Source organism: Bradyrhizobium sp. BRP22 (assembly GCF_020194175.1).
Lineage (GTDB): Bacteria > Pseudomonadota > Alphaproteobacteria > Rhizobiales > Xanthobacteraceae > Bradyrhizobium.
Genome location: NZ_JADYVX010000024.1, coordinates 41015 through 54184 on the forward strand (window position 1 = coordinate 41015; position 13170 = coordinate 54184).

12 protein-coding genes are annotated in these 13170 nt (G+C 63.7%); 5 read left to right on the forward strand and 7 right to left on the reverse strand.

What is annotated here, in order from left to right; translation table 11 throughout:
* Window positions 1–96 precede the first annotated feature (96 nt).
* Complete coding sequence (locus I6F35_RS25950; RefSeq protein WP_225120574.1) at window positions 97–1644, reverse strand: acyl-CoA synthetase; 1548 nt, start codon at window positions 1642–1644, stop codon at window positions 97–99.
* A gap of 123 nt (window positions 1645–1767) precedes the next feature.
* Entirely contained in the window at window positions 1768–2583 is an 816-nt protein-coding gene (locus I6F35_RS25955; RefSeq protein ID WP_225120501.1) for a crotonase/enoyl-CoA hydratase family protein, read from the reverse strand.
* Window positions 2584–2683: 100 nt separating this feature from the next.
* On the opposite strand from I6F35_RS25955, the gene I6F35_RS25960 reads away from it, so the two are divergent.
* Entirely contained in the window at window positions 2684–3559 is an 876-nt protein-coding gene (locus I6F35_RS25960; protein ID WP_225120502.1) for an SDR family oxidoreductase, read from the forward strand.
* Window positions 3560–4587: 1028 nt separating this feature from the next.
* Here the strand turns inward: I6F35_RS25960 and I6F35_RS25965 are convergent.
* A complete protein-coding gene (locus tag I6F35_RS25965) occupies window positions 4588–5862 on the reverse strand; it encodes an acyl-CoA dehydrogenase family protein (protein WP_225120503.1) in 1275 nt (424 codons plus the stop codon).
* 218 nt (window positions 5863–6080) lie between these two features.
* On the opposite strand from I6F35_RS25965, the gene I6F35_RS25970 reads away from it, so the two are divergent.
* Window positions 6081–6860, forward strand: a complete 780-nt coding sequence (locus tag I6F35_RS25970; protein WP_225120504.1) for an enoyl-CoA hydratase-related protein — start codon at window positions 6081–6083, stop codon at window positions 6858–6860.
* 111 nt (window positions 6861–6971) lie between these two features.
* Here I6F35_RS25970 and I6F35_RS25975 read toward each other — a convergent pair whose 3' ends face one another.
* The 3 genes from I6F35_RS25975 to I6F35_RS25985 all read right to left on the reverse strand — a co-directional run bounded on the left by I6F35_RS25975 (window position 6972) and on the right by I6F35_RS25985 (window position 9188).
* On the reverse strand, window positions 6972–7355 hold the full coding sequence (locus tag I6F35_RS25975; RefSeq protein WP_225120505.1) for a DUF6285 domain-containing protein: 384 nt from the start codon (window positions 7353–7355) through the stop codon (window positions 6972–6974).
* A gap of 61 nt (window positions 7356–7416) precedes the next feature.
* Window positions 7417–8400 carry a phosphotransferase family protein gene (locus I6F35_RS25980; RefSeq protein WP_225120506.1) on the reverse strand — a complete coding sequence of 328 codons (984 nt, stop codon included), beginning with the start codon at window positions 8398–8400 and terminating at the stop codon, window positions 7417–7419.
* On the reverse strand, window positions 8397–9188 hold the full coding sequence (locus I6F35_RS25985) for an enoyl-CoA hydratase/isomerase (RefSeq protein ID WP_225120507.1): 792 nt from the start codon (window positions 9186–9188) through the stop codon (window positions 8397–8399). Before I6F35_RS25985 ends, I6F35_RS25980 begins: the two co-directional genes overlap by 4 nt.
* A 183-nt stretch (window positions 9189–9371) precedes the next feature.
* On the opposite strand from I6F35_RS25985, the gene I6F35_RS25990 reads away from it, so the two are divergent.
* The 3 genes from I6F35_RS25990 to I6F35_RS26000 all read left to right on the forward strand — a co-directional run bounded on the left by I6F35_RS25990 (window position 9372) and on the right by I6F35_RS26000 (window position 12278).
* On the forward strand, window positions 9372–10151 hold the full coding sequence (locus I6F35_RS25990) for an SDR family oxidoreductase (protein ID WP_225120508.1): 780 nt from the start codon (window positions 9372–9374) through the stop codon (window positions 10149–10151).
* A 137-nt stretch (window positions 10152–10288) separates the two neighbouring features.
* On the forward strand, window positions 10289–11563 hold the full coding sequence (locus I6F35_RS25995) for an acyl-CoA dehydrogenase family protein (protein WP_225120509.1): 1275 nt from the start codon (window positions 10289–10291) through the stop codon (window positions 11561–11563).
* Between the two features lie 100 nt (window positions 11564–11663).
* Entirely contained in the window at window positions 11664–12278 is a 615-nt protein-coding gene (locus tag I6F35_RS26000) for a flavin reductase family protein (RefSeq protein ID WP_225120510.1), read from the forward strand.
* Window positions 12279–12289: 11 nt separating this feature from the next.
* Here I6F35_RS26000 and yghU read toward each other — a convergent pair whose 3' ends face one another.
* Entirely contained in the window at window positions 12290–13165 is an 876-nt protein-coding gene (gene yghU / locus I6F35_RS26005; RefSeq protein ID WP_225120511.1) for a glutathione-dependent disulfide-bond oxidoreductase, read from the reverse strand.
* Between the last annotated feature and the right edge of the window lie 5 nt (window positions 13166–13170).

Here is a 13170-nt window from a genome sequence, read left to right on the forward strand (position 1 = left end):
GGATGGCCACGGGCACGATCCGGGCCTCATGGTTCGAGACGGCGCTGCGCGCCTCCTCACCATGAGGGTCTGCCATTGAGCGCCAGACGACAGAGTTCAAATCCTCCTTCCCGCCTGCTCCCAATAGGGATCGCGGAGGCGGCGCTTGAAGATCTTTCCGGAATCCTCGCGCGGCAGGTTGGTGGCGATTTCGATGTGCTTGGGCACCTTGTAGTCGGCGAGCGACGTCTTGAGCTGGGTACGGATCGAGGCGACATCCAGCCTGGCCCCTGCTTGCGGCTCGACCACCGCCATCAGCGCCTCGCCGAATTCGGGATCTGGGATGCCGAACACGGCGCAATCATGCACGCCGGGAATGGCATGCAACACCGCCTCGATCTCCGCCGGATAGATGTTGACGCCGCCCGAAATCACCATGTCGCGCTTGCGGTCGCAGATGAAGACGTAACCGTCTTCATCGATATAGCCGACATCGCCCGACGTGATGAACCCGTCGCGGTCGATCTCGGCACGTTTTTCCGGCTTGTTGTGATAGGTGAAATCGGGATTGCCCGATATCCGCGAATAGATTTCGCCGATCTCGCCTGATGGCAGTACCTTTCCGTGATCGCCGATGAAGCGCAGCTCGGCGCCGGGCGAGATCCTGCCGACGGTGCCGGGCTTCCTCAGCGCATCCTCGGAATTCGCGAACGTCACCGCGCCGGACTCGGTCGAGCCGTAGAACTCGTAGATCACCGGTCCCCACCACTCGATCATCGCCCGCTTGATGTCGGCCGGACAGGGCGCGGCGGCATGGATGATATGGCGCAGCGAGGACACGTCATATTTCCTGCGCACTTTCTCCGGCAGCTTCATCAGGCGGATGAACATGGTCGGCACCATGAAGACGGTGTCGATCCGCTGCTCCTCGACCAGGGCCAGGAAATCCTCCGCATCGAAGCGCGGCATCAGCAGCAGCGCGCCGCCGAGCCGGCCGGAGCGGAGGCCGAAGGAGTTCGGCGCGGAATGGTAGAGCGGGCCGGGCAACAGCGCGCGGACGCCGGGCTTGAGGCCGTAGATCATGGCGCGCATCGCCTCCGCGTTGGCCGCCTGCTCCGGCGTCGGTGCGAAGCGGCGCACGCCCTTGGGGTGGCCTGTCGTGCCGGAGGTGTAGATCATGTTCTGCGGCTGCGGCACCGCCGGGCCGTCATAGCGCCGCTGTTTCGCGAGCCAGGGCTCGAAATCAACTGCGAAATCCGGCACGCCGAGATGATCGGGATCGATCTTGTAGTGGGCGAGGATTTCCGGGGGCGTCGGCACGCTCAGCACCGTGACGCCGGCGGGGATCGCATCCCGTAGCCGATGCAGCATGTCGGCATGGGCGATCAGGACGCGGGTGCCGGAATCGGTCAGCACATAGTTGATCTCTTCCGGCTTGAAGTGCCAGTTGATCGGCACGCCATAGGCCCCAAGTCGCATCGCCGCGTACGCCGCCTCGATGAAGGCGATGTCGTTGCGCATCAGCATGCAGACGCTGTCGCCCTCGCGGACGCCGAGCTTGCGCAGGCCGCTGGCGATGCGCTCGGAGCGCTCGGTGACTTCCTGATGCGTCCGCCTGCGATCGCCGCTGATGACCCCGAGGAAGAGTTGAGAGGTTTCCATTATCGCTTTCCGATCTTTCGTCGGGTTGATGAACCACGCCGTCATTCCGGGGCGATGCGCAGCATCGAACCCGGAATCTCGAGATTCCGGGTTCACGCTTTGCGTGCCCCGGAATGACGGTGGAAACTATCCCGCGTCCGCAAAGCGCGGTGGCCGCTTGTCCATGTTCGCGCGTACGGCCTCGGTCTGGTTGGGGCTGCCGAGCAGCTTCTGCTGCTCGACGGACTCGGCAAGCAGCGCCGGGCCTGGATCGACCGACAGCTTGTTCAGCAGGCGCTTGGCGGCTCGGATCGCATCCGGGCTCTTGCCGGCGATTTCGCGTGCGACCTCGAAGGCAGCCGCGCGAGGATCGTCGCAGACGCGGGTGGCAAGGCCGTAACTCAGCGCCTCCTGCGCCGAGAAGATGCGCCCGGTGTAGGTGAGCTCGCGCAGGATGTCGTCGCGCACCAGCGTGGCGAGGATCGGCGTGCCCGCCATATCGGGCACCAGGCCCCATTTGATCTCCATGATCGACATCCGCGCGTCCGCGCTGAGGAAGCGCATGTCGGCGCCGACCGCGAGCTGGAAGCCGCCGCCGAAGGCAACGCCATGGACCGCGGCGATGACCGGCACCGGAAGCTGCCGCCAACCCCAGACCGCCTGCTGCGGAAAATTCGCCTGGCCGTGGGTGCGGATGGTGAGATCGCGCTTTTCGCCGCCGGCGATCCCGTTGCCGCCCTTCTCCTTCATCGCGGCGAAACGTCCCATGTCGAGGCCGGCGCAGAACGCTCGCCCCTCCCCGGACAATACTACCACCCGGACGCCCTTTTCAGTCGAAAGCCGCTCGGTCGCGGCCACCAACGCCTCGAACATCGCGGCATCCAGCGCATTCATCTTGTCCGCGCGCACCAGGCGGACATCGGCGATCCCTTCGGAAACCGAGATCGTGACGCGTTGCTCCATGGAATTGTCCTCCGCTGTTCTTGATGCCGCTTTACAGAAGGGCCATTGCCGGTTTTAGTCAATCGACCAATTAACTGACAATCCCCTTTGGGTGGAAACCATGTTCACAGATCAGCTTCTCGCCGGACGTCGCATTCTCGTGACCGGGGGCGGTACCGGCCTCGGCAAGTCCATGGCCGCGAAGTTCCTGCAATTGGGGGCCGAGGTGCACATCTGCGGCCGTCGCAAGATCGTCTGCGACGAGACCGCGACCGAGCTGATGGACCAGTATGGCGGGCGCGTGGTTAGCCACGGTGTCGACATCCGTAACGCCCAGGCCGTCGACGAGATGATCGAGTCGATCTGGACCGCCAGCGGTCCCCTCACCGACCTCATCAACAACGCCGCCGGCAATTTCATCTCGCGCTCCGAAGAACTCTCGCCGCGCGGCTTCGATGCGGTCGCGAACATCGTCATGCACGGCACGTTCTACGTCACGCACGCGGTGGGGCGGCGCTGGATCGCCGGCAAGCAGCGTGGCAACGTGGTGTCGATCACCGTCACCTGGGTGCGCAACGGCTCGCCCTATGTGGTGCCATCGGCGATGAGCAAGTCGGCGATCCACGCGATGACGATGTCGCTCGCGATCGAATGGGGTAAGCACGGCATCCGCCTCAACACCATCGCGCCCGGCGAGATCCCGACCGAGGGCATGAGCAAGCGCATCAAGCCGGGCGACGAGGCCGGCGCGCGGACCAAGGCGATGAACCCGATGGGGCGCGTCGGCACCATGGAGGAATTGCAGAACCTCGCCGTATTCTTGATCTCCGGCGGCTGCGACTGGATCAACGGCGAAACCATCGCGATGGACGGCGCGCAGGCGCTGGCGATGGGCGGCAATTTCTATCAGCTCCGCGACTGGAGCGACGACGACTGGACCAAGGCGCGCGAACAGATCAAGGCGCAAAACGAAAAGGATCGCGCCGCGCGGGGGTGAGATAGCTGATAGCGTCATAGCGAGCCACTGCTCTCTCCTTCGTCATTGCGAGTGTAGCGAAGCAATCCATGCATCCACAAATGGCGAGATGGATTGCTTCGCTACGCTCGCAATCACGGGTGAGAGCTCGATTCAATTGTCAAACAGCGTCTCCGCTGTCATCGTCCGTCAAGGCCGACGATCCAGTATTCCAGAGGCGGTCGTGCTTATGCCGAGAGGCCGCCGGGTACTGGATGCCCGCCTTCGCGGGCATGACGGGGGAGTGTGTGGAGAGGATGTGAGTCCGCGCTCTCGCGGCGCTTTGCGTCCGAGGTTTGCGTCTCGTTTCACCCTCGCATCGAAGTGAGGGCGCAGGGAAAGCCGGGTGCCGGTTGCACCCGTGGGCCCCGTGCAACAAAAAGCACGGGGGTAGGGCCACAGGTCAACCGGAGCAACACCGGCTTTCCCTGCGCGATGGTTTACAGGCTTACTTCGTGCTCTTCTCGGTGACCGGGCTTTCTTGCCACCGTCGCCCTGTTCAACGAACAGAACTTAGCGCCAGCGTCGGGGCGCCAGAACCACACGACTTCGCCGTCCGCGACGCGCGTGCTCGTCAGTCACACCCATCGCGTCCACCGCATCTCACCGCAACGTTCGTGACGATCGCGACCCGCCCCTCTCTCGGGTGAGACGCGCGGAGTCATAATGCTGATTTGCCCGACGGGTTAAGCGTTTTATTTTTCGCACGAGGGCTGGACAGACTTTCGTCCTGATTTGCCCGTCGGGTTGTTATGTCGCACCTAAAGCATCAACATCGTCATTGCGAGCGAAGCGAAGCAATCCATAGCGCCGCGCGTGGAGGCATGGATTGCTTCGTCGCTACGCTCCTCGCAATGACGGGGGGGCAACCGTCATTCCGGGGCATCGCGACGCGATGAGCCCGGAATCCATTTCGGCGTTTGTGCAAGTGGATGAATGGATTCCGGGCTCGCGGTGCGCGCGCCCCGGAATGACGGTGGTGGTGGCCCTATGGAATGAACTGCGCGCACTCAGCGCTTTCCTGCACCCATATAGCCGAACAGGAAGCCCGCGACCTTGCGCTTCTGGATCTCCTCGCTGCCTTCGGTGATGCGGTAGCGGCGGTGGTGGCGGTAGATGTGTTCGAACGGCTTGTGGCGCGAATAGCCCATGCCGCCGTAGACCTGCATCGCGCGGTCGGCGGCCTCGCAGCACAGACGGTTTGCCCAGTAGTTGCACATCGAGACCTTGTCGGAGAGCGTGTGCTCGACCTGCGCCTGCGTGAGCTGGTCCATCTCCCAGGCCGTCTTGCGGATCAACAGCCGCAGCATCTCGGCTTGCGTGGCGAGTTCGACCAGCGGCCACTGGATCGCCTGGTTTTCGGCCAGCGCCTTGCCGAACGGCTTTCGCTCGCGCGCATAGTTGACGCTCTCGTTGATGCAATAGACGGCTGCGCCGAGCGAGCTCGCGGCCTGACGGATGCGGTTCTCGTGCACGAAGCATTGCGCCAGCGACAGCCCGCGACCGACCTCGCCGAACAGCGCGTCCTCAGGCACGAACACGTCCGTGAAGCTGACGCGCGGATGATCGGTCGGCATGTTGAAGGTCCACATATATTGCTCGACCTTCACGCCATCGGATTTCGCCGGCACCAGGAAACAGGTGATGCCGCGCGCATCGCCGTCATTGCCCGACGTGCGCGCAAACAGCGCGCAGTGGGTCGCGACATGCATGCCGGTGGTCCACATCTTCTCGCCGTTGATCAGCCAGCCCTTGACGTTGTCACGGGTCGCAGGCTCCGCCTTGGTCTCCATATGCGTCGCATCGGAGCCGTGGTCGGGCTCGGTGAGACCGAAGGTGATGCGGTATTTGCCCGTGATCGAGCCGTCGATCATCGCCTTCTGCGCATCGCTGCCGTAGCGATCCAGCATGGTGACGACCGGGAAATTGCCGACAATCGAATGCTCGTTCTGCAAATCGTTGTGCAGGCCGAGCCCCTTCGAGGCAAAATGCTCGCGGATCACCGCCATCCAGAGATTTGAGCCGTCCTTGCCGCCATAGCGTTTCGGGATCGCGAAGCGCAGATGGCCCGCGGCATCGGCACGATCCTTGGCCTTGCGCAGCAGCGCCTCCCATTCGTGCCGCGGCAGGCCGCCATTGTCGAAATCGGTGCGCGCCCACTCGCGGCGGTGGTCGAAGAAGCGGATATTGTCGTCGGCTTGCTCGAGCGGTTTGATCTCGCGCGCGATGAAGGAATCGAGTTCGGCGAGATAGGCGACGAGGTCGGCCGGCAGGTTGAAATCCAAGGCGGTCTCTCCCGGAAATGTCGTTGATTGTCGTTTTGCGTTTAGGCGCTGCGCGCTCCTGCTCGGCTCGATTAAGGTGAGAAGACGGCGCCCAAGTCAAGCAAGCGCATCACGCCTGATGCGCGCAAAGGTGTTGCGTAATTGGATGGCGTCAAGGCGCCGGCGCGCGCTAGTATAATACGAATATTCTTCGCCACAGAAAATCAGCGGGAGCGAACATGGATCTGAAATTCTCGAAGGTGGAACGCAAGGGCCCGATCACCATCGTGACGCTGTCGCGCCCCGAGGTATACAACGCGCTGCATATCGACGCGCATTTCGAGCTCAACAAGGTGTTCGACGACTTTTCCGCCGATCCCGAGCAGTGGGTCGCGATCGTCACCGGCGCCGGCGACAAGGCATTCTGCGCCGGCAACGACCTGAAATGGCAGGCGGCCGGCGGCAAGCGCGGCTGGGACAAGGGCGGCTTCGGCGGATTGACCTCGCGTTTCGACTGCGACAAGCCGATCATCGCCGCGGTCAACGGCGTGGCGATGGGCGGCGGCTTCGAGATCGCGCTGGCCTGCGACCTCATCATCGCCGCCGAGAATGCGACCTTTGCGCTGCCGGAACCGCGCGTCGGCCTTGCGGCCCTGGCCGGTGGCCTGCATCGCCTGCCGCGTCAGATCGGGCTGAAGCGCGCGATGGGCATGATCCTCACCGCCCGCCACGTCAGCGCCAAGGAAGGGCACGAACTCGGCTTCGTCAACGAGGTGGTGCCGCAGGGCGAGGCGCTTGCCGCGGCCGTGCGCTGGGCCGAGACCATCTGCAAGAACTCGCCGATGTCGATCCGCGCCTCCAAGCAGACCATCGAGCGCGGGCTTGCCGTGTCGCTGGAGCAGGCGATCAACGAGCAGCGCGATTATCCCGCGGTGAAGGCGATGGCGGCGTCGCAGGATTACGTCGAGGGGCCGAAGGCGTTCGCGGAGAAGCGCCCGCCGAAGTGGGTGGGGAAGTAGGCTGCCTTCGCTCTCCGTCATGGCCGGGCTTGTCCCGGCCATCCACGATCTTGGCACCTCGATGAAGGACGCACGTGGATGCCCGGGACAAGCCCGGGCATGACGACACAACTACGATCTCGATGTGTCGCCCAGCTCCCGCTTGTACGACGCGTAGTTCGGCTGGTCGACGGCGAGCTTGTCCATCGTGGTCTGCCAGAGGTGATCGGCCAGCCCCGGCGTCTGCAGATCGACTTCGCCTGTCGCGATCTTCTCCGAAAGCGCACGGTTGAGCTCGATGAGCGAACCGTCGGTGCCGAGGAGTTGCTTCAGCCGCGCGGCCTCCGTTGCATCGGCTGCTTGCGCGAGTGTGAGCTGGCGCGTCACCAGATCGAGCGCATTGATGCCGACGCGCAGCTTGAACGCGTTGTGGCCCTTGATCGCGGGCGCGATCTCGTTGCGCAAGAAATCGGCGACAGCCTTGATCAGCTCGTCAGGTGTCGGTTCGTCCTGCATCTCAACGCCCTCATCTTTTTGGGCATGATCTCTTCCGAAAGCCGGTTTCCAGTTTTCGGGATCATGCCCGCGGTGCCAATAGCCTGAGCAGATCGATCTCGGTCTCCGACGCACGGCGGCCGATCATCGCGCGCTCCATGGAATGGTCGGGGCCTGCGCGAAAGCGCTGCATCATGCCGCAGCACATCACGCCCCAGCGCAGCGTGCCCATCACTTCCCAGAACATCGCCCTGACAGGATCGACCTTGCGGCCGACCTCCTCATAGCCTGCGAACAGTTCCTCGCGCGAGCCGAAGCCGCCGACGGGCTTGTCGATCTCGCCGAAGCGCCAGGAGTTGACGCAGATCCAACCGAGATCCTCCATGGGATCGCCGAAATGCGCCAGCTCCCAGTCCAGCACCGCGCGCACGCCGTCGGGACCGATGATGAGATTGCCGTGGCGGAAATCGCCATGCACCAGCGTCACTTCGGCCGACGGGCCGGGATCGTGGTCGCGCAGCCAGCGCAGCGCCAGCTCGAACACCGGACGCGGCCAGTCGAAGCTGCGATATTCCCGCTCGAGATCACCGATCTCCCTGGTCGCCGTCATCTGCCGCAGCTTCGGCAGCTTGGCCGCCGGCAAGCCGTGAATGCCGGCTGCGACCCTGCCGAGCTGGCGTGCCAGCAACGGCCGCGCCTTGGCAAACTGCTCGTCGCGCAGAATCTTGCGCGCGATGCTCTCGCCTTCGACGCGCGCCATGATGAAGCCGGTGCCGAGCCCCTCCTCCGGCTTCAGAACATGCAGCACCCGCGGCGACGGCAGGCCGGCGTCATGCGCAAGCTGCATCAACGTCGCTTCGGCATCGAGCCCGGCCGCGCGCGAAGGCGCAGCGCCATAGCCCGGCGGCGCGCGGCGCAGGATCGCGCCGACATTGCCGCTCGGATGCACGATGTCGAAGGTCCAGGTCTCCTGGCTGGCGCCGCCGGAAAGTTTTGCGGTGCCGCTGACGCCGGTCGCGCCCGGATGGAACGACGCGACGCAGCGTGTGAGTTCGGCCTCGATCATTTGCCCTTGAACTTCGCCGGGCGCTTCTCGAGGAATGCGGTGACGCCTTCCTTGAAATCCTCGGTGGTGCCGGCAAGGCGCTGTGACTGATATTCGAGATCGAGCTGATCCTCGAAGGAATTCTCCGGGCTGTCCCAATAGAGCTTGCGGATCAGCGACAGCGCGACCGTCGGGCCGTTGGCGAGTTCATGCGCAAGCTTCAGCGCCTCCTCCATCAGCGCACCGTCGTCATAGAGCCGGTTGACGAGGCCCCATTCCAGCGCCTTCTCGGCCGGCAACCGCTCGCCCATCAGCGACAATTCGATCGCGCGCGCCTTGCCGACCAGCCGCGGCAACAACCAGGTCGAGCCGCAATCCGGCACCAGGCCGATGCGGCGGAACGCCTGCAGGAAATAGGCCGAACGCGCACACAGGATCATGTCGCCCATCAGCGCGAAGCTCATGCCTGCGCCCGCCGCCGGGCCATTGACGGCAGTGACGATCGGGCAATGCAGATTGCGCAGCCGCCGCAGGAACGGATGGAACGCGGTCTCCAGCGCCGCGCCTGCGTTGCGTTTGCCCGGCGTCTGGTTGTTGCGTCCCTGCAGGTTGGCGCCGGTGCAGAAGGCGCGGCCGGCGCCAGTGATCACGAGGCAGCGCACCTCGTCGCGCTTATCCTCGATCGCATCGAGCGCCTCGGCGAGGCCGCCGAGCATGTCGATCGACACCGCGTTCATGACCTCCTGATGATCGAGCTTGAGGACCGCGACCGGTCCATCGAAATCGAGCGTGACGTGCTTGAATTGCATTGTTTCCTCGTGGGTTGCGCCCGCGTTACAGGTAAGGCGGTAGGCCAAATCTTCGGCCCATATTTGATTTTTGAGGCGGCCTTGTCCATGGTGGCGCAAGAACACCTCGCTTTCGGATGCACGATTAACGTGCGTCAGGCGAAATGGAAACACCTCCAGGGAAATCCGCCAAGGAAAAATACCATGAGCATCTTCGACCTCTCGGGCCGCGTCGCGATCATCACCGGTGGCAATGGCGGGATCGGGCTCGGCATCGCGCAGGCGCTCAACGCCGCCGGGTGCCATGTCTCGATCTGGGGCCGCAACGCCGAGAAGAACAAGGCGGCTGCGGCAACGATGGCGGCGGGTGCCGGCAAGGTCGACAGCCGCATCTGCGACGTCAGCAGCGCCGCCTCGGTGCAGGATGCGATGAAGGCGACACTCGACGCCTTCGGCCGCGTCGACGGCTGCTTTGCCAATGCCGGGATCGGCGGCGGCGGGCGGCGCGCCTTCATCGACCGCACCGAGGAGGAATGGCGAACCATGTTCGCAACCAATCTCGACGGCGTTTTCCACGTGTTCCAGGCCGCCGCCCGCCACATGACCGAGCGCGCCGAGGCCGGCGATCCCTTCGGCCGCCTCGTCGCCACATCGAGCCTGGCCTCACTGTTCGGCACCGCGCGCAACGAGCACTATGCCGGCACCAAGGCCGCCATCAACGCGCTGGTGCGCGCGCTCGGCGTCGAGCTCGCCCGCCACGGCGTCACCGCGAATGCGATCCTGCCCGGCTGGATCAAGAGCGACATGACGGCGGGCATCATGGCGAACGACAAATTCGTGGCCAATGTGATGCCGCGCATTCCCGTGCGGCGGTTCGGCGAACCCTCCGACTTCGGCGGCATCGCGGTCTATCTGATGAGCAATGCGTCATCGTACCACACGACGGATTGCTTCGTGATCGATGGCGGCTATACGGCGTTTTAAACGTTGTTCGAATTCCGTGATGCGGCAATGGCACCCTGCGCCGCGCGGTGCGGGCCCCATGAAAAATGTGCGCTCGCACTTTGAAACCACCGCGTCTATGGTTGCCGGCAAACGATCTCGGCGATGGGAGGACAAAAATGAAACACGCCTACATACCCCGGACCACCAACTACACGCTCAATCCGAGCGACGAGCTCAACGACCTCCGCATGTCGGATCAGGTCCGCCCGCTCTATGAGCACGTGAAGAAATTCATCCGGGAAACCGTCGAGCCGATGTCGGTTGAATTCCAGCGGCACGGCGAGACCAAGAAGGACCGCTGGAGTTTTACGGACGGCCAGATCGAGGTTCTGGAGAAAGCCAAGAAGAAGGCCAAGGAAGAAGGCCTGTGGAATTTCTTCCTGCCCGATGCCGAGACCGGCGAAGGCCTGAACAATCTCGACTATGCCTATATCGCCGCCGAGCTCGGCAAGAGCCCGCTGGCGTCCGAGACCATGAACTGCTCGGCGCCTGATACCGGCAACATGGAAGTGCTGGAGCGTGTCGGCACCAAGGAGCAGAAGGAGAAGTGGCTGAAGCCGCTTCTGAACGGCGAGATCCGTTCGGCCTACGCCATGACCGAACCCAACGTCGCCTCGTCGGACGCCAAGAACATCTCGACCACCGCAAAGCTCGTCGGCGACGAATGGGTGATCAACGGCGAGAAGTATTACATCTCCGGCCTGGGCGATCCGCGCTGCAAGATCATGATCGTGATGGTCAAGACCAATCCGGATGCGCCGCCGAGCAAGCAGCAGTCGCAGATCCTGGTGCCGAAGGACACGCCCGGCGTCGAGATCCTCGGTCCCATGCATGTGTTCGGGCAGGATCATGCACCGCGCGGGCACATGCATCTGCGCTTCAACAATGTCAGGGTGCCGAAGGACAACATCCTGCTCGGCGAGGGCCGCGGCTTTGAGATCTCGCAGGTTCGGCTGGGGCCGGGCCGCATCCACCATTGCATGCGCACCATCGGCAAGGCCGAGAAGGCGCTCGACATGATGGTACAGCGCGGCCTCACCCGCGAAGCGTTCGGCAAGAAGATCGCCCATCTCGGCGGCAACCTGCAGATCATCGCGCAGGCGCGCTGCGAGATCGAGGCGATGCGGCTGATGGTGCTGAAGGCGGCGAAGGCGATGGACGTGCTCGGCAACAAGGAAGCCCGCGTCTGGGTCTCCATGGTCAAGGCCATGATCCCCGAGCGCGCCTGCAAGATCATCGACCAGGCGATCCAGATGCACGGCGCTACCGGCATCTCGCAATGGACGCCGCTCGCCGAAATGTATCAGGACGTCCGCCACCTGCGCTTCGCCGACGGTCCGGATGAAGTGCACTGGATGGTGGTCGGCCGGCACGAGCTGAGCATGCCGTAAATTTGTAGCGGGTTAGCATCAGCGTAACCCGCCTCTTCTCTCGCAGCGGCGGATTGCGCCTTCGGCTAATCCGCCCTACGGACCTCTCAGGAACGCCACCATGGAATATGCCGCCAGCGATCTGAAGCCCCGCGAACGCTACAAGGTACTGGCATCCTTCGTGCTGCCGCGGCCGATCGCCTGGGTGACGAGCATAGGTCCAACCGGGGTGGTCAATGCCGCCCCGTTCAGCTTCTTCAACGTATTCTGTGAAGACCCGCCGCTCTGCATGTTCGCTGTCAATCTGCGGCCGGATGGCGGGGTGAAGGATACGCTTGTGAACATCGAGCGCACCGGCGAGTTCGTGGTCAACATGACCGACGAACCGCTGGCGCACGCGATGCACGAGACCAGCGGCGACTTCCCGCCCGAGATCGGCGAGCCCGACTATCTTGGCCTCAAGCTTGCGCCATCGACCAGCGTAGCGGTGCCGCGCCTTGCCGACGCGCCATGGGCGATGGAATGCAAGACCTGGAGGATCATCGACGTCAACGGCGACCGCCGACTGATCATGGGTGAAGGCATCCACTTCTACATCCGCGACGAGCTGTGGGACGGCGAGGCCATGCGCGTGCACATGGAGCGCTACCACCCGGTCGGCCGCATGTTCGCCGACCGCTATTGCCGCACCGATGACCGGGTGGTGTTTCCGGCAGCCGAAGGCGCGAAGGGCTAGATTAGATCAGGTTAGGTTTGGGCCACCTGCCCGATCTTGTCCTGCGTCCTGGTCTCGAAATCGCTGGCGTCGTGGCGCTCGTGCAATTGGCTCGCCGGATCGCCCGAGATGCGGTTGACGATGCGGCCGCGCTTCACGGCCGGACGCTTTGCGATCTGGTCGGTCCAGCGCTGCACGTTCTTGTAGTCCTGCACCGACAGGAATTCGCCGCCGCCATAGAGCAGGCCCTTGACGAACCCGCCGTACCACGGCCAGACCGCGATGTCCGCGATCGTGTATTCGGTACCGGACAGGTATTCGTTGTCGGCAAGCCGACGATCCAGCACGTCGAGTTGACGCTTCACCTCCATCGCATAGCGATTGATCGCATATTCGATCTTGGTGGGCGCATAGGCGTAGAAATGTCCGAAGCCTCCGCCAAGGAAAGGCGCGCTGCCCATCTGCCAGAACAGCCATGACAGGCACTCAGCGCGCGCCTGGCCGCCGGCCGGCAGGAATGCACCGAACTTTTCGGCAAGGTGCACCAGGATCGCTCCGGACTCGAACACCCGGATCGGTTCCGGCCCGCTGCGGTCCAGCAGCGCCGGAATCTTGGAATTCGGATTGACGGCGACGAAGCCGCTGCCGAACTGCTCGCCGTCGATCTTGATCAGCCAGGCGTCATATTCGGCGCCGGAATGGCCGAGCGCGAGCAGCTCTTCCAGCATGATCGTCACTTTCTGGCCGTTCGGCGTCGCCAGAGAATAAAGTTGCAGCGGATGCTTTCCTACGGGAAGTTCTTTCTCATGCGTGGGACCTGCGATCGGGCGGTTGATGTTGGCGAAGCGGCCGCCGTTCTCCTTGTTCCAAGTCCAGACTTTCGGCGGCTCATAGGGTGCATCGGTCATTGATC